Annotated in this window: 19 protein-coding genes; 12 read left to right on the top strand and 7 right to left on the bottom strand. The window is 70.3% G+C overall.

Going from position 1 to position 23,374, the window contains the following annotated elements:
• Positions 1-25 precede the first annotated feature (25 nt).
• Positions 26-1,510, bottom strand: a complete 1,485-nt coding sequence (locus H6726_11975; protein ID MCB9658356.1) for a hypothetical protein — start codon at positions 1,508-1,510, stop codon at positions 26-28.
• A 225-nt stretch (positions 1,511-1,735) separates the two neighbouring features.
• Positions 1,736-2,638, bottom strand: coding sequence for an HTH-type transcriptional activator IlvY (gene ilvY / locus H6726_11970; protein MCB9658355.1), 903 nt, complete (start codon positions 2,636-2,638; stop codon positions 1,736-1,738).
• 107 nt (positions 2,639-2,745) lie between these two features.
• Here ilvY and ilvC point away from each other — a divergent pair, with 107 nt between their 5' ends.
• On the top strand, positions 2,746-4,230 hold the full coding sequence (ilvC, locus tag H6726_11965) for a ketol-acid reductoisomerase (protein MCB9658354.1): 1,485 nt from the start codon (positions 2,746-2,748) through the stop codon (positions 4,228-4,230).
• An 84-nt stretch (positions 4,231-4,314) separates the two neighbouring features.
• Here ilvC and H6726_11960 read toward each other — a convergent pair whose 3' ends face one another.
• Complete coding sequence (locus H6726_11960) at positions 4,315-5,085, bottom strand: SDR family oxidoreductase (GenBank protein MCB9658353.1); 771 nt, start codon at positions 5,083-5,085, stop codon at positions 4,315-4,317.
• Positions 5,086-5,212: 127 nt separating this feature from the next.
• The gene (locus H6726_11955) at positions 5,213-6,592 is read right to left on the bottom strand and encodes a hypothetical protein (protein MCB9658352.1); all 1,380 of its coding nucleotides are present in this window, start codon (positions 6,590-6,592) and stop codon (positions 5,213-5,215) included.
• A gap of 270 nt (positions 6,593-6,862) precedes the next feature.
• Here H6726_11955 and H6726_11950 point away from each other — a divergent pair, with 270 nt between their 5' ends.
• The 8 genes from H6726_11950 (at position 6,863) to H6726_11915 (ending at position 16,254) form a co-directional block, all read left to right on the top strand.
• Positions 6,863-7,204, top strand: coding sequence for a hypothetical protein (locus H6726_11950; protein ID MCB9658351.1), 342 nt, complete (start codon positions 6,863-6,865; stop codon positions 7,202-7,204).
• A 353-nt stretch (positions 7,205-7,557) separates the two neighbouring features.
• A complete protein-coding gene (ilvB, locus tag H6726_11945) occupies positions 7,558-9,315 on the top strand; it encodes a biosynthetic-type acetolactate synthase large subunit (protein ID MCB9658350.1) in 1,758 nt (585 codons plus the stop codon).
• Position 9,316: 1 nt separating this feature from the next.
• The gene (gene ilvN, locus H6726_11940) at positions 9,317-9,862 is read left to right on the top strand and encodes an acetolactate synthase small subunit (GenBank protein MCB9658349.1); all 546 of its coding nucleotides are present in this window, start codon (positions 9,317-9,319) and stop codon (positions 9,860-9,862) included.
• 27 nt (positions 9,863-9,889) lie between these two features.
• Positions 9,890-11,542, top strand: a complete 1,653-nt coding sequence (locus H6726_11935) for a 2-isopropylmalate synthase (GenBank protein MCB9658348.1) — start codon at positions 9,890-9,892, stop codon at positions 11,540-11,542.
• A gap of 37 nt (positions 11,543-11,579) precedes the next feature.
• Complete coding sequence (gene leuC, locus H6726_11930; protein MCB9658347.1) at positions 11,580-12,992, top strand: 3-isopropylmalate dehydratase large subunit; 1,413 nt, start codon at positions 11,580-11,582, stop codon at positions 12,990-12,992.
• Between the two features lie 51 nt (positions 12,993-13,043).
• Positions 13,044-13,631, top strand: a complete 588-nt coding sequence (leuD, locus tag H6726_11925) for a 3-isopropylmalate dehydratase small subunit (protein MCB9658346.1) — start codon at positions 13,044-13,046, stop codon at positions 13,629-13,631.
• Between the two features lie 91 nt (positions 13,632-13,722).
• A complete protein-coding gene (locus H6726_11920) occupies positions 13,723-15,303 on the top strand; it encodes a citramalate synthase (protein MCB9658345.1) in 1,581 nt (526 codons plus the stop codon).
• A gap of 63 nt (positions 15,304-15,366) precedes the next feature.
• Entirely contained in the window at positions 15,367-16,254 is an 888-nt protein-coding gene (locus tag H6726_11915; protein ID MCB9658344.1) for an FKBP-type peptidyl-prolyl cis-trans isomerase, read from the top strand.
• Positions 16,255-16,323: 69 nt separating this feature from the next.
• Here the strand turns inward: H6726_11915 and H6726_11910 are convergent, their stop codons facing one another.
• The 3 genes from H6726_11910 to H6726_11900 all read right to left on the bottom strand — a co-directional run bounded on the left by H6726_11910 (position 16,324) and on the right by H6726_11900 (position 18,604).
• Positions 16,324-16,668, bottom strand: coding sequence for a DUF2845 domain-containing protein (locus tag H6726_11910; protein ID MCB9658343.1), 345 nt, complete (start codon positions 16,666-16,668; stop codon positions 16,324-16,326).
• A gap of 73 nt (positions 16,669-16,741) precedes the next feature.
• Positions 16,742-17,779, bottom strand: coding sequence for a hypothetical protein (locus H6726_11905; GenBank protein MCB9658342.1), 1,038 nt, complete (start codon positions 17,777-17,779; stop codon positions 16,742-16,744).
• A gap of 177 nt (positions 17,780-17,956) precedes the next feature.
• Positions 17,957-18,604, bottom strand: a complete 648-nt coding sequence (locus H6726_11900; protein MCB9658341.1) for a response regulator transcription factor — start codon at positions 18,602-18,604, stop codon at positions 17,957-17,959.
• A gap of 87 nt (positions 18,605-18,691) precedes the next feature.
• On the opposite strand from H6726_11900, the gene H6726_11895 reads away from it, so the two are divergent.
• The 3 genes from H6726_11895 to H6726_11885 all read left to right on the top strand — a co-directional run bounded on the left by H6726_11895 (position 18,692) and on the right by H6726_11885 (position 23,373).
• Positions 18,692-20,491, top strand: coding sequence for a hypothetical protein (locus tag H6726_11895; GenBank protein MCB9658340.1), 1,800 nt, complete (start codon positions 18,692-18,694; stop codon positions 20,489-20,491).
• Positions 20,492-20,614: 123 nt separating this feature from the next.
• Positions 20,615-21,907, top strand: coding sequence for an ankyrin repeat domain-containing protein (locus H6726_11890; protein ID MCB9658339.1), 1,293 nt, complete (start codon positions 20,615-20,617; stop codon positions 21,905-21,907).
• Entirely contained in the window at positions 21,904-23,373 is a 1,470-nt protein-coding gene (locus tag H6726_11885) for a hypothetical protein (protein MCB9658338.1), read from the top strand. The genes H6726_11890 and H6726_11885 overlap by 4 nt, the downstream gene beginning before the upstream one ends.
• Position 23,374 lies beyond the last annotated feature (1 nt).

Below are 23,374 nucleotides of genomic sequence, written 5' to 3'. Positions count from 1 at the left end.
AGCGACACGTGATCGCGCGCTGCAGTCAACGCGCGATCACGAACGGCTGGTTGACGTCCGTCACGGTCTCCGCCGTCGGGAAGCGGATGGCGCGCATCGCCTCGAGGAAGCAGGCCCGCTCCTCCTCGCCGAGGGAGTCCCCACCCAGCGTGGCCTCGGATACCGCCCCGGAAGGTTGAACGCGCAACGTCGCCTGCAGATTGGTGGCGCTCTCGTTCGCGTGCAGGCACTGCCGCAGCGGCCAGAAGTGCCGCCGGATCACGCGCCGCACCACGGGCTCTTCGAGGGCACCCGTGACCGTCGCCCGGCCCGCGCGCAGGGTCACCCGGTCGAGCGGCGTCAGATCGACGCGGGCGACGAACACCCGCCGGACCTCACGGGGTGCCGGCGCGGCTTCGAGCGGCAGCAGCGCATCGACGCTGGCCGGCGGGACGACGTACAGCACGGCGTCCTGCACCGACCCCAGCACGTGCTGCGGCGTTGGAGGCCCTCCGCCAATCCGCCCGATGGTGGTGAAAGGCCGCCCGGGTCTGCCCGACGCGGACACGCCACGGGCCGCCCCGGGACCATTGGCAGCACCGCCGAGCGCCCCCGATCCGATGATCCCGCCCTCCAGGCCGGCGCCCTCTCCATGTGCCCCCGCAGGCGGGCCAGCGGCCGCCGCACCCGACTCTCGACCGAAGAGCGCGTCGCTCCAGGCAGCCATGAACGCGTCGCGCTCGGCGTCCGTCAGACCGGCCTCGGCCAGCGCCTGACCGAGCGTGATGCGCGCCTGATCTCCCGGGACGACGCCGTCGCCCTGCGCCTGGGCCAGCACGAGGCTCTCCTGTCCCACCCCCTCGAGCGAGGCGACGCGCACCATGGTCGTGCTCCGGTCGGCTCCGCGCTGGATGCGCATGATCCAGCCTCGCATGGGCGGCGCCCCGTCGCGGGGTCGGACGCGCACCGCGCCTGCGTCCCCGCGCTCGACGAGGAGAGGCAGCTCGGCCTCGGCGGAGCCCGTCCGATAGAACAGCAGCCCAGCGGCGGTCTCACCCACGTGCACGCAGTCGCTGTCGTCCGTCTCGTAGCGCGCCAGCTCCGACTGCTCACACAGACCGTCCTCTGTTTGGCAGCGCGTGTCCGCGAGGGCGGGGTACGCGCCATGACATGCGCCGCGCGTCACCCGTACCTCGCCCCAGCGGAGCGACGTCCGATCGGCGGGCATGGTCGCGTCCGGGAACACCTCGAGCACGCGCGCGCCTCCGGCGGGGCGCACCGCGACGTCGAGCGTCAGCGCGTCCGTGCCATCGTCCATGTGGACGTACAGCACGGGCTTGCCCACGCCCCGCAGCCCCTCTCCAACGCTCCCCAAGGTGCCGCCCAGCCCACCCACACCGAGGGACCCGAACGCGGACGTGCCCGTCGGTCCCGAAACCATCCGCGCCGTGGCGTTCCCGTAGGTCGCGGCGACGAGGCCCCACTCGTGGAGCGTGTAGGGACCGGGCACTTCAGGCGCCTCAACCGTCACGTGCCGTTCGGAGGGTGCGCTCGTACCCTCGCGGGCGTCGCTCGCGGATGAGCACGCCAAGACGCACGAGGACACACAGGAGAGGAGGAGGGTCCTGGTCGAAGGAGTGGGCATCGCCCGAGGGTCGCACCGCCTTCGCGTCCAGCGCAACGCACGCCCTCCAGGTGCCGATGGGGCGTGCTTGCATCCGACGAGCCCGTGGCCCGCCTCGCCGTGCGGGAGGCCTCACGGCGTCTCCGCACGTGTGGATGCCAGCTCCCAGAACGCCGCCATCGCCCGACGCTCGAGGGTGCGTGGCTTCGCGCACAGCGCCACCGTGTAGCCCGCTGGGGGGCTCGGGACGGGCACGGCCCGGATGGCGTCGCGCAGGGGGCTACCCTGGCGCACCAGCTCCGGCACGAGGCCCACCCCGCACCCGAGCGATACCATCGCGAGGATGGCCTCGTTGCCGTCCACCTCGGCGTAGCGGCTGGGGGAGACGCCCAGCTCGGCGAAGTACGCGTCCACACGCGCTCGCTCGACGCCCCGGCGCGGCATGATCACCGGCAGGCCGTTCCAGTGCTTCCCTCCGTGCCGCACACGCTCTTGCAGCTCCTCGTCGGCGGCGGGCGCGACGAAGGTGAGCGCCGTCGTGGCCAGATCCACGTAGCGCAGCTCGTCGTCGCTGACGTCGGGCGCAGGCACCACGGCCATGTCCACCTCGTCCGCGTGCAGCTGCTGCAGCGAGCGTGCCGCGTCACCCGTACGGAGCTGGAGCGCGATGTCGGGATACAGGGCCCGGCTGCGCGCCAAGAGCGACGGGAGCACGGAGTGGCAGGCTGTCACGGTGCACGCGATGCGCAGCTCGCCGGTGGGGGACGCCTCCTCGGCCGACAGCGCCTCGAGCAGCTCGCGGTGCGCGATGAGCTGCTGCCGCGCGTGGTCGCGGAACAGCTGCCCCGCGCGGGTGAGGCTCACCTTGCGCCGGTCGCGCACGAAGAGCGCGTGGCCCAGCTCCTCCTCCAGACGCTGGATGCAGCGTGTCAGCGCCGAGGGGCTCATCGCCAGCGCCTCCGCGCTGCGCGAGAAGTGCAGCGTGTCGGCCAGGTGCAGGAACTGCGCGTAGGCGTCGAGAAAGGGCGCGGACATGGTGTTGCAGAAACCGCAACACAGAGTACAAGAAATAGACGCACGCGCAACATTGGCAGGAGCGCCCGCGACCCGTACAAAGAAGCTCCCAACCAGGAGATCGCACGATGGCCCGTCAGAACTACTTCAACACCCTCACCATGGCCCAGAAGCTCGACCAGCTCGGCCGCTGCCGCTTCATGAGCGCCAGCGAGTTCAACGGCGTCGAGAAGCTCGCGGGCAAGAAGGTGGTCATCGTGGGCTGCGGCGCACAGGGCCTCAACCAGGGCCTCAACATGCGCGACTCCGGCCTGGATGTCAGCTACGCGCTGCGCCAGGGCGCCATCGACGGCAAGCGCCAGAGCTACCTGAACGCCACCGAGAACGGCTTCAAGGTCGGCAACTACGACGAGATGATCCCGACGGCCGACCTGGTGTGCAACCTCGCGCCGGACAAGCAGCACGCCGACGTCGTGCAGAGCGTCATGCCGCTGATGAAGAAGGGCGCGTGCCTCGCCTACAGCCACGGCTTCAACATCGTGGAGGAGGGCCAGAAGATCCGTGAGGACCTCACGGTGGTCATGGTGGCCCCGAAGTGCCCGGGCACCGAGGTGCGCGAGGAGTACAAGCGCGGCTTCGGCGTGCCGACGCTCATCGCGGTGCACACCGAGAACGACCCCAACGGCGACGGCCTCGAGATCGCGAAGGCCTACGCGGCGGCGACCGGCGGTGATCGCGCGGGCGTGCTCGAGTCGAGCTTCATCGCCGAGGTGAAGAGCGACCTGATGGGCGAGCAGACCATCCTCTGCGGCATGCTGCAGACGGGCGCGCTGCTGTGCTTCGACAAGATGGTCGCGAACGGCATCGAGCCCGGCTACGCCAGCAAGCTGGTGCAGTACGGCTGGGAGACCATCACCGAGGCCCTCAAGCAGGGCGGCCTCACGCTCATGCTCGACCGCCTGAGCAACCCCGCCAAGATCAAGGCGTTCGAGCTGGCCGAGGAGCTGCGCGTCATCATGCGCCCGCTGTTCGAGAAGCACCAGGACGACATCATCACCGGGCACTTCAGCAAGACGATGATGGAAGACTGGGACAACGACGACAAGAACCTGCTGGCGTGGCGCCAGGCGACCAACGAGTCGGCCTTCGAGAAGACGCCGGCCGGCAGCGTCGAGATCCCGGAGCAGGAGTACTTCGACAACGCCGTGCTGATGGTCGCCATGTGCAAGGCGGGCGTGGAGCTGGCCTTCGAGTGCATGGTGGACGTGGGCATGAAGCCCGAGTCCGCCTACTACGAGTCGCTGCACGAGACGCCGCTCATCGCGAACACCATCGCGCGCAAGAAGCTGTACGAGATGAACAAGGTCATCAGCGACACGGCCGAGTACGGTTGCTACCTGTTCAGCCACGCCGCGGTGCCGCTCCTGGCCGAGTTCATGAGCCGCCAGACCACCGACGTGATCGGGCAGCCCTACGGCGCCGGCAGCCAGCAGGTGGACAACCTCAAGCTGCTCAAGGTCAACCAGGCCATCGAGGCGCACCCGGTCGAGAAGATCGGCGCCGTGCTGCGCGGGCACATGACCGCGATGAAGCAGATCGCCGTCGGCGGCTGATCCACCTCCGACCCCCCTGACGCGGCGCGCGGCTCCCTGGGCTGCGCGCCGTGTGCGTTCAGGGCTGGGCAGCGGGCGCCGTGCTCACTTGGGCGGCATGCGGATGCCGCCGTCCACGCGGATGACCTCGCCGTTCATGTACGGGTTGGTCAGGCACTCCATCACCATGAAGGCCAGCTCTTCGGCGGACCCGAGGCGCTTGGGGAACAGCACGGACTCGCCCAGCTTGGCCTTGAACGCGTCGCTGTCCGGCCCCGAACCGTAGATGGGCGTGTCGATCAGGCCGGGCGCGATGGTGTTGACGCGGATGCCCAGCGCGGCCAGGTCGCGCGCCACGGGGAGCGTCATGCCGACCACGCCGCCCTTGGACGCGGAGTAGGCAGCCTGCCCGATCTGTCCGTCGAAGGCGGCGACCGAGGCCATGTTCACGATGGCGCCGCGCGACCCGTCGGCGTCGAGGGGCTCTTGCGTGGCCATCGCCGCCGCGGCCTGGCTGAGCATGTTGAACGACCCCAACAGGTTGACCTTGATCACGAACGTGAACTTCTCGAGCGGCAAGGGGGTGCCGTCGCGACCCACCGTGCGCATGCCGAGGCCCAGGCCGGCCGAGTTCACCAGAGCGCGCAGAGGTCCCAGCTTCTGCGCGGCAGCCACGGCCTCCTGCGCGTTCTCGACGTTGGAGACGTCGCACTTCACGAACGCGCCGCCCAGCTCCTTGGCGATGGCGTCGCCGCGTTCGGCGTTGAGGTCGGCGATGACCACCTTCGAGCCCGCTGCCGCCAGCTGACGGGCGGCCCCCTCTCCGATGCCCGAGGCACCTCCGGTGACGATCGAGGAGCTTCCTTCGAGATTCATACGCGGCATCGCTGCTTCCTTTCCGAGTCTGTCGAGTGGTGACGAGAACGCACGGTGGACGCAGCGTCCACGCCGTGTTCACCGGATGGTGAATAAGCACGGGTGGGCGCCTGGGTCAACGCGCCACTCACTCTGCGGCCGAAGACACATCCGGAGACACGCTGGACGACGCGCTCGGCCGCCACGTGACGTCCACGGCGGGCAAGCCAGGAACGGGGGGCATACGCGTCGCGGACGACGCGCGTCGGAGCGTCTGGTCGCAGCTGGGGAACGCGGGCGACGACCACACCGCCGGGTCCTCCGCCAGCAGCACCAGCACGTCGCGCGCCATGCGCGAGACGGTGCCAGCGTTGCCGAGAGAGTCGTCGAAGAGCGCCTCCACCTCCGCTGCTGCGTCCTCCGAGTCCAAGCGCACGCGGTACGCCACCGCCACGGGTGCGCTCGCCGGGGGGACCGTGACGTCTACGAAGACCCGCACGTGGTCGGAGCGCCAGTGCGTGGCGGCCGCCCAGCTTCGCGCCAAGGACGCCTCGTCTCGTACCCCCTCCGGAATGAGCATGGCGAACAGCAACTCGCCACCCAGGCGCTCGTCGACGATGCCCATGTAGCTGGTCGGCGTGATCGGCAGCTCGCAGTCCTCGAGGGCCTCCACCTCCTCGACGGCCTCGTAGCCCCGCATCCAGCTCGCCGTCGTCGACACGGGGGGCACCCACTGCGTCCGCAGGGCGTCGTTTCCGTGGTCGAAGCGCACCTCACTCAAGTAGGCCCCACCGACGGGGTACTTCATGCGCGCGCGGACGACGAGATAGGGATCGCGGCTGTCGGCGACCTCTTGCTGGGTCGCGAGCAACCACCGCGCGAAGTAGGTCCGCGCGTCCTCGAACCCGAAGCGCGAGCCGCGCAGCTCCGCGCGCACGAGCTCCGAGACGACGACCGCCTCGCCCTCGCTGTGGTGGGAGAGCGCGTCCTGGGTGTCGATGCTCCCGTTCAACCCAGCCTGGGTGGCGAACCCCGCCTGCAGGTCCAGCGCCTGGGCGTGGTGCGTGAGCTCGTGCGCGAACAGCCAGGTGGCGGTGTCTGGGTCCGCGGACTGCGGCCGTTCGATCAGGGTGATCTGCCCCGTCTCGCGGTCGTAGTACCCCCACACGGACATCACGAAGTCGTCGATGCTCCCGCGCGTGACGGCGTCCGGGGACGACACCAGGCGCAACAACATCAGCCCCCGGCCCCACTTCTCGAACAGCGCGGCCTCTTCGGGTGTCAGCGACACGGCGTCTTGCTCCAAGCGCGCCCGCAGCTCGTCTTCCGTGACCACTTCGACGGGTGGCAGCGTCACGGGAGGGCCTCCGCGCACACGGAGGATCTCGGCGGCGATCAGCTCCCGACAGGCGAGCTCGCGGGGATCGCAGGCTCCAGGAGCCTCGTCTGCACAGCCCGCCACCACGACGGCGATCCCCGTGAGGGCGCTCAGCAGGAGGCCCAGCCGACGGCCGGCGTCGCGACGCAAGGTCGAGCTCGCCCATCGCGTGAGTTGTGTCGTCGTCCCTCTCATGTGCGCCCTCCGGTCGTGCAGCTCGCGGACGCTGACACGAACGGGCGACGAAGACCAGGAGCGCGAGTGTCGCCATCGCCACGCCTGCCTGCGGCCAGCTCGGCCTGGCGCGACGCCTGTGCGGCCGGACCGGCCCGACGCGGCGCCACGTCCCGCTGACGGGACACGGGGCCTTTCCCCGGGGTGGTGCACACGGCAGACTGGGAGCCCACCCGGAGACGACCCATGACCGACGACAAGTGCCACGACCGCGGCCCCACCCCCAGCCCCCAGAACGCCCGCTTCCTGGACCTCGAGCCCTCCCAGATGCTCAAGGGGGAGGCCGACCACGCCGCCCGACGCGCCTTCCGCTCCCTGCTGGAAGAAGCGGCGAAGGAGCGTCTGCGTGAGCGCTGGGGCGAGCGCATCGACGGCCTCGCGCGGCTCGCGGTGGATCAGTACCTCAGCGAGCTCGACTCGAGCCTGGGTGTCGAAGCCATCCTCGAGCGCCAGGCCAGGGCCACACAGACCCACGCGAGTGAGCTCGCGGATCTGTTCCGTGCGGGCGTGCAGCGCGAGTCGAAGTAAGACGCGCAACTCTTGCGCGCCGTTCGCTTGACGCATGTCCCAGACCGCTCCACACTCCTCCCAGATGTTCGCCCCCTCCCTCATCTCGCAGAACAGCTCGGTCGCTCTGGCGGCTGCTGGCGTGCGCGGTGGGGTCGTAGTAGTGGACGGCGTCGTTATTGGCCTCCGCGGCCTGCTGCTAATTGGCAGCTGCCTCGGCGAGGACCACCAGGAAGCCTGACACCCCCCGGCCTGCCCCTGATGACCCTCGCCTCCCCGCGAGGGTTTTTTTTCATCCGCAGCGCGCCTCGAAAAAGCTCACCCCTCCCCCCTCTCATCGTGCCCAGCAGCCCCCAACCGCCCACAGGACCAGCATGACTCAGAACGAGTTCCCCGACCGCACCGGAACCACGCTCAACGGCGCCCAGATCATCTGGGAGTCGCTGGTACGCGAGGGCGTCAAGGTCATCTTCGGGTACCCGGGCGGGGCCATCATGCCGGCCTACGACGCGATGATTCAGTACCCCATCCACCACGTGCTCACGCGCCACGAGCAGGGCGCCGCGCACATGGCGGACGGCTACGCGCGCGCCTCGGGTGAGGTGGGCGTGTGCATCGCCACCTCGGGCCCCGGCGCCACCAACCTCGTGACGGGCTTGGCCACGGCGATGCTCGACAGCATCCCCTTCGTGGCCATCACCGGGCAGGTGCCGAGTCACCTCATCGGCACGGACGCGTTCCAGGAGACCGACGTCACCGGCGTCACCCTGCCCGTCACCAAGCACAACTACCTGGTGGACCGCGCGGAGGACATCGCGGACACCATCCGCGAGGCGTTCTACATCGCGCGCTCGGGTCGCCCCGGCCCCGTGTTGGTGGACATCACCAAGGACGCGCAGCAGCAGAGCTGCACGTTCGAGTGGAACACCGACCCGATCGAGCTCCCGGGCTACCGCCCCGAGTACAACCCGATGGACGCGGACCTGGACGAAGCCGCGCGCATGATCCGCGACGCCAAGCGCCCCATCCTCTTCGCGGGTCAGGGTGTGGTCATGTCGGGTGCCAGCGACGTCTTCCGCCAGTTCGTCGAGAAGACGGACATCCCGGCAGCCTGCACGCTGCTCGGCCTGGGCGGCTTCCCGGCCACGCACCCGCGCAACCTCGGCATGATGGGCATGCACGGCGAGTCGTGGGTCAACTCGGCCATCCAGGACGCGGACCTCATCATCGCCGTGGGCATGCGCTTCGACGACCGCGTCACGGGGAACCTCGCCACGTACGCACGCAAGGCCCGCAAGATCCACATCGAGCTGGACCCGGCCGAGATCAACAAGAACGTCCGCGTCGAGCTGCCCATCGTGGGCGACGCGAAGGACGTGCTCTCGCGGCTGCTCCCGCGCGTGGAGAAGGCCGAGCGCCCCGAGTGGCTGGCCCACATCGACGAGATGCGCGGTGACTCCGCGGTGCGCGACATCAAGGACATGCCGGACCACGGCAAGCTGTACGCCGCGCACGTCATCCACGACCTGTACCGCTACACGGAGGGCAAGGCGCTGGTCGTGACCGACGTGGGCCAGCACCAGATGTGGGAGGCGCAGTACTACAAGCACGACTACCCGCGGCGCCTGGTCACCTCGGGCGGCCTCGGCACCATGGGCTTCGCGCTCCCGGCGGCCATCGGCGCCAAGTTCGCGTGCCCGGACGAGAACGTGTGGGTGGTCGTCGGCGACGGCGGCTTCCAGATGACCATGACCGAGCTCACCACCTGCCTGCAGGAGGGCATCAAGGTCAACGTGGCCATCATCAACAACGGCTACCTCGGCATGGTGCGCCAGTGGCAGCAGTTCTTCTACGGCGGCCGCTACGTCTCCACGCCCATGGTCAGCCCCAACTTCGTCATGCTGGCCGAGGCCTGCGGCGCGAAGGGCATCCGCGTGGACAAGCGCGACGACGTGGAAGCCGCCGTGCGCGCCGCCCAGGCCCACCCCGGCACGTGCGTGGTGGAGTTCGTGGTGGAGCAGGTGGACGCGGTCTACCCGATGGTCCCCGCAGGCGCTGACTTGGGCGACATGATCCGCCGGGAGAAGCCCGGCCAGCACAACCCGATCTACGAGACGGGGAAGGACGACTGAAATGAGCGAAGCGAGCTACCGCACGTTCGTCGTGTACGTCGAAGACAAGCCCGGTGTCCTGAACCGCGTCTCGTCTCTCTTTCGGCGGCGAAACTTCAACATCCACTCGTTGAACGTGGGCAACACCAACGAGGTCGGCGTGTCGCGCATGACCATCGTGATCGAGTCCGACGTCGACAAGGCCAAGCGCATCGAGTCCAACCTCTACAAGCTCGTGAACGTGCTGTGGGTGGATGACATCACCGACCTGCCCAGCGTGGACATCGCGCTGGCGCTGGTGAAGGTGGCCGCGCCCCCCGCCCGTCGGGCCGAGCTGCTGCAGGTGGCCGACGTCTTCAAGGCGCGCACCGCGGACATGTCGGTCGACACCATCACGTTCGAGATCACGGACTCGCAGACGCGCATCGACGCGTTCCTGGCCGTGCTCACCCCCTTCGGCGTCGAGGAGATGGTCCAGACCGGCACCATCTCGATGATGCGCGGCTCCGTCGCGCCGCGCCCAGGGCACCCCACCGTGAACGCGCGACCGGTTCGCGCGGCCGAGTAGACCCGGGAAACAGGAGTCCCCCTCAGCATGTCCCAGTCCGACCACGTACGCATCTTCGACACTACCTTGCGCGACGGGGAGCAGTCCCCGGGAGCCACCATGACGAGCAGCGAGAAGCTCGAGGTGGCCAAGACGCTGAGTCGACTAGGTGTGGACGTGATCGAGGCGGGCTTCGCGGCGGCCTCCCCCGACGACCTCAAGGCCGTCCAGGGCATCGCGGCGAGCGTGGGCGTCTTGGCCGTCGAAGGGCGGCCCGTCGCCGAGCCACCGCGCGTGTGCTCGCTGGCCCGCGCCGCCAAGGGCGACATCGACAAGGCGTGGGAGGCCGTCTCGCCGGCCAAGCACCCGCGCATCCACACCTTCCTCGCGACCTCGCCCATCCACCGCGAGCACAAGCTGCGCATGTCCAAGGCCGAGGTGCTCGAGCGCATCACGGAGATGGTGGGCTACGCCCGCAGCCTGTGTGAGGACATCGAGTTCAGCCCCGAGGACGCGGGGCGCACCGAGATGGAGTTCCTCTACGAGGCCATCCAGGCGGCCATCGAGGCGGGCGCGACGACCATCAACATCCCGGACACCGTGGGCTACACCACGCCGGACGAGTTCGGTCGCCGCATCAAGCTCATCCACGAGAACGTCTCGGGCATCGAGCGCGCCATCATCAGCGTGCACTGCCACAACGACCTGGGCCTCGCCGTCGCCAACAGCCTCGCGGCGGTGCAGAACGGCGCGCGTCAGGTGGAGGTGGCGGTCAACGGCATCGGGGAGCGCGCCGGCAACGCGTCGCTGGAGGAGGTGGTCATGGCGCTCAAGGTGCGCAACGACCACTTCAAGCTGGGCACGCACATCGACAGCACGCAGCTCACCCGCATCAGCCGCCTGGTCAGCAAGGTGACGGGCATGTCGGTGCAGCCCAACAAGGCCATCGTCGGCGCCAACGCGTTCGCGCACGAGGCGGGCATCCACCAGGACGGGATGCTCAAGAACCAGGAGACCTACGAGATCATGCGGCCCGAGACGGTGGGGGCCAGCCAGAGCCTGCTCGTGCTCGGCAAGCACTCGGGGCGCGCCGCGTTCGCCAACCGCCTCTCGGAGCTGGGCTACCCGCTCATCGGCGCCGAGCTGCACAAGGCGTTCACGCGCTTCAAGGACCTGGCCGACAAGAAGAAGCACATCACGGACGCAGACCTGCTCGCGCTGGTGAGCGACGAGCTCTACCAGCCCGAGGAGCTCTACCGCCTGGACCAGCTGCAGGTCACGTGCGGCACGGGCATGCCCACCGCCACGGTGCGCCTCGGCTGCCCCGACGGCGAGCTGCGCACGGTGTCCGCCGTGGGCACGGGCCCGGTGGACGCCGTGTACATGGCCATCCAGCAGGTGGTGAAGCTGCCCGTGACGCTGCTCGAGTACAGCGTGCAGTCCGTCACCCGCGGCATCGACGCGCTGGGTGAGGTCAACGTCCGCGTCCGCTGGGACGACGAACCCGAAGGCGGCGACGAGAGCCGCATCAACCCTCAGAGCGGAGGCAGCCGCGCGCGCGTCTACCACGGCCACGGGGCGCACACCGACGTCATCGTCGCGAGCGCCAAGGCCTACCTGGCGTCGCTCAACCGCTTGCTCTCCGTACAACAGAACAGCTCCGCGCGTGACGACGAGGCCGCCTCCGAAGCCTCGGCCTGAGCGCCACACGCCCCTCCCGACGAGAAGAGAACCGAAGATGTCCAGTCAGAACCAGCCGAAGACCTTGTTCGAGAAGGTCTGGGAACAGCACGTCGTCGCCGAAGAAGAGGGCCGCCCCGCGGTGCTCTACATCGACCTGCACCTCATCCACGAGGTCACGTCGCCGCAGGCCTTCACCGGGCTGCGCGAGCGCGGGCTCAAGGTGCGTCGGCCAGAGAACACCCTGGCGACCATGGACCACAGCACGCCGACCGACCCGAAGAAGCTGAAGGTCATCGACGCGCAGGCCGCGGCGCAGCTGGACATGCTCACCGCCAACTGCGAGGAGTTCGGCATCACCCTCTACGGGCTGGGCAACCTGAAGAACGGCATCGTGCACGTGGTGGGCCCCGAGCGCGGCCTGACGCAGCCGGGCAAGACCATCGTGTGCGGCGACAGCCACACCTCCACGCACGGCGCGTTCGGCGCGCTGGCGTTCGGCATCGGCACCAGCGAGGTGGAGCACGTGCTCGCGTCGCAGTGCCTGCTGCAGACCCGCCCCAAGACCCTCGAGGTGCGCGTCGAGGGCACGCTGGCTCCAGGCGTCACCGCCAAGGACATCATCCTCGCGCTGTGCGCCAAGATCGGCACCGGCGGCGCGACGGGCTACGTCATCGAGTACACCGGCAGCGCCATCCGCGACCTGTCGATGCAGGGCCGCATGACGGTCTGCAACATGAGCATCGAGGCCGGCGCGCGCGCGGGCATGATCGCCCCCGACGAGAAGACCTTCGAGTTCATCAAGGGCCGCGAGTTCGCGCCGCAGGGCGCCGACTGGGACGCCGCCGTGGCCCGCTGGAAGCAGCTGCCCAGCGACCCGGGCGCCACCTACGACCGCCTGGTGGAGATCGACGCGTCCGCGCTGACGCCGATGATCACCTACGGCACGAACCCCGGCATGGGCATGGGCGTGACCGAGAGCACGCCCACCGCCGACGCCTTCGAGGGCAGCGAGCGGGCCGCGTACGAGAAGGCCATGGACTACATGGGCATCACGCCGGGCGAGAGCCTGCTGGGCCACAAGGTGGACGTGGTGTTCATCGGCTCGTGCACCAACTCGCGCATCGAGGACCTGCGCGCGGCCGCCAGCGTCTTCAAGGGCCGCAAGGTGCAGGGCGTGCGCACGCTGGTCGTTCCCGGCTCGCACGACATCAAGAAGCTGGCCGAGTCCGAGGGGCTCGACAAGATCTTCGTCGAGGCCGGCGCCGAGTGGCGCGAGCCCGGCTGCTCCATGTGCATCGCCATGAACGGCGACAACCTCGAGCCCGGGCAGTACGCCGTGAGCACGAGCAACCGCAACTTCGAGGGCCGTCAGGGCAAGGGTGGGCGCACCATCCTCGCCTCGCCGCTCACCGCCGCCGCAGCCGCCGTCACCGGCAAGGTCACGGACGTGCGCGAGCTGCTCGGCTGAGCCGCCGCCCTCCCCTTCCATCGTCACTTCGACCGAAAGCCACAGACCACCATGGCCAAGTTCACGACCCTCGAGTCCCACGTCGTCCCCCTCCCCGCGGAGAACGTCGACACCGACCAGATCATCCCCGCCCGCTTCCTCAAGGTCACCGACAAGGACGGCCTGGGCGCGAGCCTCTTCTGCGACTGGCGCTACCTGCCCGACGGCAGCGACAAGCCCGACTTCGTGCTGAACCAGCCCGAGAGTCAAGGGGCCTCCGTGCTCCTCGCCGGCGACAACTTCGGCTGCGGCAGCTCGCGCGAGCACGCGCCCTGGGCGCTCGTCGGGTGGGGCCTGCGCGCCATCATCACCACCAGCTTCGCGGACATCTTCAAGAGCAACTCACTGAAGAACGGCCTGTTGCCCATCGAGGTCAGCAAGGACGTGCACAAGAAGCTCATGGCGACCGTCAACGCGGACCGCGCGGCGCGCGTCAAGATCGACCTCGAGTCGCAGACCCTGACGCTGCCCGACGGCGAGCAGGTGTCGTTCCCGGTCGACGGCTTCGCGAAACACTGCTTGCTCAACGGCATCGACCAGCTGGGCTACATCCTCGGCTTCGAGGAGCAGATCGCGAAGTACGAGCAGTCCCGCCCGTGAGCCGCCTCGGGCCGGTCTCCCTGGCCCGACCCCGTCCCCCGCAGCAGTAGAGCCTCCCACGATGAGCGACGCCGAAAGTCCACGCACTCCCTTGGTGCACGTCTACGACACGACCCTGCGCGATGGCACGCAGGGCGAGGGCATGAGCCTCTCGTGCGACGACAAGATCAAGATTGCGGAGCGCCTGGACGCGTTCGGGGTGGCGTTCATCGAGGGCGGCTGGCCGGGCAGCAACCCGAAGGACGTCGAGTTCTTCGAGCGGGCGCGCGAGCTGACGTGGACCAACGCGCGCATCACGGCCTTCGGCAGCACCCGCCGCGCCAACGTGCTGGCTGCGGAGGACCCCCAGCTGCAGAAGCTGGTGGAGGCGGGCACCTCGGTGTGCACCATCTTCGGCAAGACGTGGAACATGCACGTCACCGAGATCCTGCGCACGTCGCTGGACACCAACCTCGAGATGATCGAGGACAGCCTGCGCTTTCTGGTGGAGGCCAAGCGCCACGCCATCTACGACGCCGAGCACTTCTTCGACGGCTACAAGGCGGATGCGGGCTACGCGCTGGCGACGCTGCGGGCTGCGCAACGGGGTGGGGCCAGCACGCTGGTGCTGTGTGACACCAACGGCGGGTCCATGCCGTGGGAGGTCGACGAGATCGTGCGCGCGGTGCGCGCGGAGCTGGGCCCGGACATCGAGCTGGGGGCCCACGTGCACGACGACGGCGGCTGTGGTGTGGCCAATACGCTGGCGGCTGTGCGCGCGGGTGCGCGTCACGTGCAGGGCACCATCAACGGCTACGGTGAGCGCTGCGGCAACGCCAACCTGTGCGCCATCATCCCGGACATCGAGCTCAAGCTCGGGCTCACCTGCTTGCCCGCAGGGCGCCTGGGCGAGCTGTACGACCTGTCCCACTTCGTGGCGGAGGTGGCCAACGTGCCGGCCAACGAGCACGCGGCCTACGTCGGGCGCAGCGCCTTCGCGCACAAGGGCGGCGTGCACGTGGCCGCCATCCGTCGCCACCCCGCGAGCTACCAGCACATCGAGCCCGAGCTGGTGGGCAACGAGTGCCGCGTGGTCGTCAGCGAGCTGTCCGGTCGCGCCAACGTGCTGAGCAAGGCCGAGGAGCTGGGCGTGACGGTGTCCTCCACCGAGGGCGCCGCCGTGCTCGAGCAGATCAAGCGCGCCGAAGCGCAGGGCTTCGCCTACGAGGCGGCCGAGGCCAGCGTTGCGCTGCTGATGGCGCGCAGCGAGTCCAGCTACGAGGCGCCCTTCGAGGTGCTCGAGTTCCAGACGGCGGTCGGCAAGCGCGTGGGCAGCGAGATGTTCTCGGAGGCCACGGTGAAGCTGCGCATCCATGGGGACGTGGTGCACACCGCAGGCGAGGGGAACGGCCCCGTGAGCGCGCTCGACCAGGCCATCCGCAAGGCCATCCGGGCCACGTACCCCGCCGTCGCGGACGTCCACCTGAGCGACTACAAGGTGCGCATCCTGGACGGCAAGAACGGCACGAGCGCCACCGTGCGCGTGCTGATCGACAGCCGCAGCCACGACGAGTCGTGGAGCACCGTCGGCGCGTCCACGAACATCATCGAGGCCTCGCTGCTGGCCCTGGTGGACAGCCTCGAGTACGCCATCCGGCTCGAGACGGGGCACGCGCTCGAGGACGAGGGCTAGGCGCCCGTGGCGCGTGAGGTCCGAGGCCTGCGCGTGCCGCATCGCCCTGCGAGACGTACACGCTTGGCGCTGTGCGCGCTGCTGGCAGGTTCCAGCGGTTGGCTCGGCTGCGGGGGCACCTCGTCGAGCACGGAGCACGTCACCACGACGCCCGTGCCGGTCGTGACGCCCATGACGCCCGAGCCGCCGCCGACGTTGAACATGCCGCGTCCGCCGCTCACGGTCGAGGCGCCCGCGGACGTCACGGCGCCGCCCGCGTACGCGGAGAGGACCCCCAGCGGGCTGTGGTCACGCCTGCTCTACCCAGGCACGGGTGCTCACCCACGCGCGCAAGACGTCGTCGTGGTGCGCTACACCGGCTGGACCACCGACGGAAACACGTTCGACACGACCTTGGAAGCCGACGTCGCCCGGGCCTTCCCGCTGAGGGCCATGATCCCGGGCTGGGCCGAAGGCCTGATGCTCATGCGCGAGGGCGAGCAGCGGCGCATGTGGATCCCGGAGGTGCTCGCCTATGATGGGAGCTCGAACGGTCCCGCCGGCATGCTGGTGTACGACATCGAGCTGCTCGGCGTGGAGGCGTCCCCGCCGGACGTTCCGGAGGACGTCGCCTCCCCACCATCCCACGCGGAGGTCACGGCCAGCGGACTCGCGTCCGAGGTCGTGTGGGCGGGCAGCGGCAGCGCACACCCGAGCCGGGACAGCCGCGTCACGGTCCACTATTCGGGCTGGACGACGGACGGTGCGATGTTCGACTCGTCCATCACGCGCGGACGCCCCGCGACGTTCCCGCTGAGCGCGGTGATCCTGGGGTGGACCGAGGGCGTGCAGCTCATGGTGGTGGGCGAGAAGCGCCGCTTCTGGATCCCGGCGCAGCTTGCATACGGCAACGCGCCAGGCAGGCCGCAGGGGATGCTCGTGTTCGACGTCACGCTGCTCAGCTACGAGTAGCGCCCAGCGACGCGCAGGTACGGACGTCTCGTGTGCGAGGAACGACCATTCGGTCGCTCTCGCGACGGCTCAGTTGCCGCGCCCGAGCTCCTCGATGTCCACCAGCAGGCCGTCTTCGAAGACCAGGCGGCGCATGAAACGCTGCGGACCGAAGTTGTAGACCCACTGCACCACGCGCACCTCGACGCTGACGGTGTCGGAGACGATCACGCCCGACACGCGACGGTGCACCGTCCGCGAACGCGTCTCGGTGGTGGTGATGATGTCGTCGGGCTCGCCGCAGCGCTCACGGACTTGGCTGGGGGTGTCGCCCTCGCGCACGAGGCGCGTGCCGCAGCGCAGGGCCTGCGCGGGGGCCGGGTCGATGAACGCGAACGCGGCCAGCACGGCCAGACACGAGAGCAAGAGTCGCATGAGGGTCCTCCGAGCGTCAGGGTAGCGGACCGCGTGCCAGCTCGCCCACCTCATGACGCCCGGAGTATACGCTTCAGCGTGCCCCGCAGTCCGCGCAGTCCGTCCCCAGCTGGCACACGCTGTAGAGCGAGTTGGGGCCGCCGTCGTCACACTCCCCGTCGTTCGCGGTGCGGCAGGTGTTGGTGCACATGCCACCGCCGGTCGTCGCGCCGCCCGCGCTCCCGCCGCCGCTCGAGCCGGGTGCCGCTTCGCTGTTCGGGCTGGCTCCCGCAAGTCCTGCGGCGTACTCGAGCGCGGCGCACGGGATGTGGAGCTGCGTGCTGACGCCCACCTGGAGCGCGCCCGCGTAGTCGTAGCCGTCGTGCCCCTGCGTGTAGCCGAAGGCCTGCATGGTGCAGTGTCCGTCGGGCCAGCGCGCGAAGCCCGCGGCCTGCGCGCTGCGCCCGGTGAGGATGCCGGTGTAGCGGTTGCGGGTCTCGCTCCAGCCGCTGATGATCACCGAGAACACCAGATTCTCGCTCCAGCTCTCGCGCTGCGCCTTCTGCAGCAGCGCTTGGTGGAACTCCTGCGCGAGCCCCGAGTCGGCGGGCGGCTGCCAGAAGATCCAGTCGGAGATGGGGCGCGGGTTGAGCGCCACCGCGCGGTGGTCCGTGGCGTCTGCCGGGGCCTGACCGGGGTCGTACAGCACGATGCGGTCGTGCTGGAGGTTCTGCAGCATCTCGGCCGGACCCTGGGGCGTGCCATACCAGTTCATGGGATGACCGAGCAGGCTGCGCTCCCCTCCGCACTCGGTGACATAGAGCCGGTTGGTGTCCCCCTGCACATCGAGCTGCGCGCTGGCGCCGGGTGCGAGCTCGACCTCCTGCGTGGCGTAGCCGCCGTCGTACATGAGCATCAGCGAGCAGACCTGGAGCTGGCTGCGGTTCTCCACCGTCACGGCGCCGCGCACTCCGTCCTCCGCTTCGGGCGTGGTGGTCCGTCCGCCACCGCCGCCACAACCGCCGGCGGAGAGTGCGGCCGGGGCCGCAGCGACCAGGGCGAGGGCCGCGAGGAACTGAGAGACGCGCGTCGCGCGCGAGGCGCGTGAGATGGAGCTGGATGGCTTGGGCATAAGGGCTTTCAAGTTGGGGTTGGCCTCGGGCGAGCCGAGATACCCCCGTGTACGCAGCCCTCGCGGTGCGCTTCCGAGAGCGTGTGTAGAGAGGTCTCCACAGGCACACTCGAGCGGAAGGGCGCGGCTCGGGTGCACGTGCGGAGTCGAGGCGCAGCGTTGCTTCGACGCGCGGGCTCAGCCCTCTTCGCTGCCCTTACCGAGGAGACCGGCGCGGTGCGCGTACGCCACCAACGCCACCTGGCTGTCGACCCCCAGCTTCTGTCGAATGCGCTCCGCGTAGGTGTAGACCGTGCTGGTGGCGAGCTGCAGCTCGAAGGCGATGCTCTTGGGCGCGTTGCCGCGGACGAGGCGCTCGAAGATGGCCCGCTCGCGCTCGCTGAGGGCCTCGTGGGGCCAGCCCTCCCCGCCGCCCGCGACACGCTCGGCGAGCGGGATGGGGATGACGCGCCCACCTGTGGCCACGGTGCGGATGGCGTCGAGCAGCACCTCCACCCGGGCGCTCTTGCTGACGACACCAGACGCCCCCGCGCGCAGCAGCTCGACCACCTGCGCGGTGTCGGGCTCGAGCGTGAACAGCAGCACCGGCGCGTAGCGCGCGCGCAGCGTCTCGACCGTCTCGCCCCCGCGCATCCCCGGCATGCTGACGTCCAGCACGATCACGTCGAGATCCTGGGGGTCTGTGCGGAGCAACTCGTGCACGTCGTACGCGATGCCCACCACGTCCACGTCGGGCACGCCCGCGAGGATGCGCGAGAGGCCCGTGACCATGACCGGGTGGTCGTCGGCCATGAAGACGCGAATGGGGCGCGCTGTGGTGCTCACTGCGGTACTGTTGCGGAAAGCGCGCGTGCGCGCGAGCCCGAAGCACGTGGGGTGTGGGAGGTCGAACGAGAACCAGGGAGCGCGGACATGGCCGGCAAGGCGCCCGATTGGGCACGGTTGCGACACAGCGGGGGCAAGGCGGGTGATCTACCCCCGCTCCTCGAGGCGCTGGACGCCGCAGACGCGGACACCCGACGGGCCGCCTACCAAGGGCTACGGGCGCGGCTGGTGCAGGACGCGCAGTTCTACACGGCGTCCGTGCCGGTGCTGGAGGTGCTCCTCGAACGGGTGGCGCAGACCTCACCGGACGCGCACCGCGCGCTGCAGCTCGCCGCAGACCTGGTGACGTCGGGCCACCACGGGGTGCTCACGACGGGCGTCGACATGGGTGATCCCGCGCTCGCCAAGCTGTACTCCGGGGCGACCGCCAAGCGCCTCGGGAAGCGCCTCGCCGCGTCGCTGGACACGGTGATGACGGCGTTGTCGCACGAGGAGCCATGCGTACGGAGCAGCGCCGCGTTCTGTATGGCGTTCGTGCCGGGCGCGGGTTCAAAGGCAGAGGAAGCGCTGCGAGCACGCCTCCGCGAAGAGGAGGACCCAACCGTCAGGGCCAGCCTGTGGGTCGCCTTGGGGCTCTGCGCCCGCGCCTCGAACAGCGCGCTCCCGGCGAGCGACGTTCGTGACGCTCCTGCGCTCGCCACCGCGGCACGGGTGCTCGCGCGACTGCTGGCGACGCCCGACGCTCTCGAAGGCGATGATGTCACCACCCTCGCCACCGCGATGATGCTGGGCGACCGGGGGGCTGACGCGTGGCCGTGGAAGGCCGGCCGGGTGGACGCCACCATCACGCGCACGGTGATGATGCAAGCTGGCACGGAGGCCGCGGCGGACGTTCTGCTGCGCGCATTGTCGGACGTGGACGCGGACGCGGTCAGCGCCCGCAAGCAGCCAGGTGTCGTGCGCGCGTGGCCGCCGGAGCCGGCGGACGAGACCGACGGCCCCATCCCACGCTGGATGCTGGGCGAGTGGGCCGGCGCGGTGGCGCAGCTGGAGCTCGAGGTGCACCCGGGGCTGCGCGCCCCCGACACGCTGACCGCGCGGCAACGTCACGTGGTGGAGCGGCTGGCGCGCAGCCAGGCGGACGGTGGGGCAGCCTTTGCGCAGCGCGGCCTCCCTCCGGCGCTGGACCTCGCGCGCTACATCGGCGTCGCCCCGCCCGGTCGGCTGGAGCTCCCGCTGGGCGATGCCGCCCATGCATACCTGCTGCTGCAGGGACCGCCCGCGCCGCGAGATGTGCTGCTGCAGGGCCTTCAGGTCCCCGCGTTGGAGAAGCTCGAGCTGCTCGGAGAGATCCTCGAGGGGCGCTATGGGCTCCGCGCCGGGGACCCGGGGGTCGTCCTCTCGGTGGCGCACGAGGTTGGGAACGCAGCCATCCCGTGGGCGCAGGAGCTGGCGCCGAGGTTGGCAGCGACGAAGAGCGCCAACACGAACGTCGCGCTGGCCGTGCTGGTGCGCGCGGGAGCGGCGCTGGGCGACCTGGCCCCGTGCGCGCAGTTCTTCGGCCCTCCAGACCTGACGCGCGAAGTCTTCGCGGCCTCGCCCGACGCCGGGGAGCGCTGCTTGCGCGATGCCTTGGTGTCCTGGGGCGGGGATCGTGATCGCGCGGGTCGCGGTCTGCCCCACTGGCTGAAGCTGACGGACGGCTCGCCGCCCAATCCGGCCCTGGTGGCACCGCTCCTCGATGCCCTCACGCCTCTCGTTTCGAACCCCGGGACGTTCGGGCAGGTCCGCGACCGGGCGCTCGCGATGGCGCGCGCGTTGGCGGGTGACGACGCCGAGGCGCGCGCGCGAGTGCAGGCGGTGGAAGACCAGCGCGCGGGCCGGTGACGGCCTGCGGTCCTGGCGGCCACGAGAAGCAAGCGCCGCGCGAACCGGGCGGTGAGCCCTCGCACGAGTGAGCAGACGTCCCCCGTGGACACGGCTGGCAGCCCGGCTGTACCGTCAGCGCGCATGAAGGCACCGAAGGAGCGTGGTCGCGCGTTGGTGGAGGCCTTGGTGGGGGTGCTGGCATCCCCCGACTCACCGGTCGCGGACCCTACGCCGCTCACGGACGAGGCCCTGAGGGCCGCGGAGGCCTCTGCCGGTGTGGCGCTGTCGCCGACCATGCACGCGCTCCTCGCGCTCGATCACACCTGGGTCGAGCGCGAACTAGGCTGGTTCCATGGCGGGGTCTTCGCGGCCACGTCCGCCGCTCAGCTGATCGAGGCCTGGGCGGGCGAGCTGTGGCCTGCGTACACGAGCCTGGTGAACGCGCGGTTCCCGGCGCGTGCCCTCCCGCTGCAGCGCAGCCAGGACACGTTCTCGCTGCTCTACCTGGGGGACCCCGACGAGCAGGGCGAGTACCCCGTGCTCGAGCTGGACCAGGACGACGTGCCGGTCATGGGCGTCGCGGCAGCTGGCTTCGACGTGTGGCTGGGGCGGCGGCTCGGTCTGCTCGGTCCGCGCGCGTTCGCGACGGAGCAGAAGGCGACCGCCAAGCGCCTGTGGAACCGGCAGTCGGATCTGGGGCTCGACGACGTCCCGAAGCGCCTGCCCGAGCCCGTGGCAGGCCCAGCGCCGGGGACCGTGCACCACACCCCGGTCGTGGCGAGCGCGCCCAAGAAGAAGGCGCGCAAGCTGAGCGACACGCAGCTGAGCAACGCGCTCCTCGCCGCCGCGGAGCAGGGCGCCGTGCGGCGGCTGGCCGAGCTGGTGCCCGACGCACAGGGGCGTGGACTCGGGCCTGCGCCGCTCGACGCCGCATTGTGCGCCGCGGCCCACCACGACCGCCCCGAGGCGGTCGCCCTGCTGCTGGAGGCCGGCGCCAACCCGAACGCCCGGGACCGCTACGGCTGCGCGCTGGCGCGCGCCATGTGGTGCGCCGACGACCAAGTGCACGATCTGCTGCTGGCGCGCGGCGCGAACCCCAACGGCCCCGACGTGAACGGCAAGACGGCGCTGCACGCCGCCGTCGCCCGTGGGCGCACCTCCCTCGTGGCGAAGCTCCTGGCGGCCGGGGCGTCGCTTGCCCGCCGCGACGCGTACGGCCACACGCCGCTGCACACCGCCGTGAGCATCTCCCACCCGGATCCGTTGCCGCCCCTGGCCATCCTCGAGCTGTTGCTGGGGGCTGGCGTCGTCGAGGACGGCAAGGTGCCGCTGCTGCCCTACGCGCGCGCGAACGCACCCAACGAGTACGTGGCGCTGATCAGCCGAGCGCTGGGCGCGCACGGCCCAGCTGGACCCGGAGGAGCCTCCTCGTGAGCACGAAACCGCGCGCGGGGGCCAGGCCCCCCAAGGGCGCTGGGCCCGCCGCACACGGCCCTACCCCAACGGACGCGGCGCTCCGAGACGCGCTGGGCGCCTTCGACGCCAACGACGTGAGCGTGTGGGACGCGCTGCAGCCCGGCGTGGCGGACTTCGACCGGGCCCGGGTCATGAAGCTCCGGGACCAGGGCACGGTGGTGGCGGGTGAGGCCATCGAGGCGCACCTGCGCGAGGCCGGGATCACGGCCCCTATGCTGCACGAGCAAGCGGCCATGGCGTACACCTCGGCCGGCGCCCACGCTCAGGCGCTCTCCGTGCGGCTCACCGCGCTCCCGCGCTGCGCGCGCTACGACAGCTGGGGCACAAGCTTCGCGCTGACCAACATCGCCCGCAGCCTGCGCGCGCTCGAGCGACACGACGACGCGCTCTTCGTGGCGGAGCGCGCGCAGCGCTTTCAGCCGCTCGAGCCCACCAGCTTGGTGGTGCTGGCCGCGGCGCGTGCGGCGGTGGGCGACGACGACGGGGCGGCGCGGGTCCGGGCGTGGCTGTTCGACCGTGGCGTCGGGCCGTGTTGGTTCCCGGGGACGCCAACCGACCGCGACCGCGCGGCCGAGGCCTACGAAGTGGACTGGGCCGCGCTCGAGCCAATGAGCGACGAGGACATGGGGCGCTACTTGGTGTTCTCCCGCGCCGACGTCGTGCTGGTGGGGACGCTCGCTGCGGGTCGTGGGCGCCTCGCGGCGCAGGCGCGTCATGGCGACTGGTCGGCTACGAAGAGCACGTGCTCGTACTACCGGGACGGCTCACCCACCTTCTCCGACGCGGGGCTGTCCCTAGGGCTCCCGATCACGTTCAGCACCGAGTACGCCGCCATGACCGGGCTGATCGACGCCGTCACGGAGCGGGCGAAGCGAGAGAAGAGCGTGAAGCCGGCCGACGTGACGCATCGGCTGGCCGGCGTGCGCGCCCACACCATCCGCGAGCTCGCGGCTTCGGGCGGCACCGTACCGCGCGCGTCATTGACGGACCTCATCTGGGACGTCGCGCGAGCGGCGGGGCAGGCGCTCCCCGACGACCCGGTCACCGCGGCAGCGCGCGCGAGCGAGGAGGACCCGCGGCTGACGTTCGGAGCGCGCGTGTTCTCGGGCGAGCCGCTCCCGCACCAGACGCCGCACACGATCGGCGCGACCGACTACGTCCTCCGCGACGGCGCGAAGGTCACGTACCCCGTCGGACGCACGAAGCCAGACGAGTGGGCACCCGTGCTGGAGCGCGCCGAGTCGGGGCGCGCGAAGTGCAAGGTCTGCAAGGCCGCCATCGCGGCGGGGGAGCTCCGCATGGACGTGCGGTCCAAGTTGTTCCCTGTGGAGCACGCGTACGTGCACGTGGCGTGCGCGCCGAACAAGAAGAAGTTCGCGACGCTGCTGAAGCAAGCGCAGGCGCGCTCGCGCTTCACGAGCTGAG

The sequence above is a fragment of the Sandaracinaceae bacterium genome, from assembly GCA_020633055.1.
Lineage (GTDB): Bacteria > Myxococcota_A > Polyangia > Polyangiales > Houyiibacteriaceae > JADJJE01.
This window is presented reverse-complemented; position numbering and strand designations above follow the sequence as displayed.

Coding starts and splice junctions, on each gene's coding strand:
- ilvY (MCB9658355.1), bottom strand. CDS start 2,638: ATGTCCGCGCCCTTTCTCGACGCCTACGCGCAGTTCCTGCACCTGGCC.
- ilvC (MCB9658354.1), top strand. CDS start 2,746: ATGGCCCGTCAGAACTACTTCAACACCCTCACCATGGCCCAGAAGCTC.
- H6726_11960 (MCB9658353.1), bottom strand. CDS start 5,085: ATGAATCTCGAAGGAAGCTCCTCGATCGTCACCGGAGGTGCCTCGGGC.
- H6726_11950 (MCB9658351.1), top strand. CDS start 6,863: ATGACCGACGACAAGTGCCACGACCGCGGCCCCACCCCCAGCCCCCAG.
- ilvB (MCB9658350.1), top strand. CDS start 7,558: ATGACTCAGAACGAGTTCCCCGACCGCACCGGAACCACGCTCAACGGC.
- ilvN (MCB9658349.1), top strand. CDS start 9,317: ATGAGCGAAGCGAGCTACCGCACGTTCGTCGTGTACGTCGAAGACAAG.
- H6726_11935 (MCB9658348.1), top strand. CDS start 9,890: ATGTCCCAGTCCGACCACGTACGCATCTTCGACACTACCTTGCGCGAC.
- leuC (MCB9658347.1), top strand. CDS start 11,580: ATGTCCAGTCAGAACCAGCCGAAGACCTTGTTCGAGAAGGTCTGGGAA.
- leuD (MCB9658346.1), top strand. CDS start 13,044: ATGGCCAAGTTCACGACCCTCGAGTCCCACGTCGTCCCCCTCCCCGCG.
- H6726_11910 (MCB9658343.1), bottom strand. CDS start 16,668: ATGCGACTCTTGCTCTCGTGTCTGGCCGTGCTGGCCGCGTTCGCGTTC.
- H6726_11905 (MCB9658342.1), bottom strand. CDS start 17,779: ATGCCCAAGCCATCCAGCTCCATCTCACGCGCCTCGCGCGCGACGCGC.
- H6726_11895 (MCB9658340.1), top strand. CDS start 18,692: ATGGCCGGCAAGGCGCCCGATTGGGCACGGTTGCGACACAGCGGGGGC.
- H6726_11890 (MCB9658339.1), top strand. CDS start 20,615: ATGAAGGCACCGAAGGAGCGTGGTCGCGCGTTGGTGGAGGCCTTGGTG.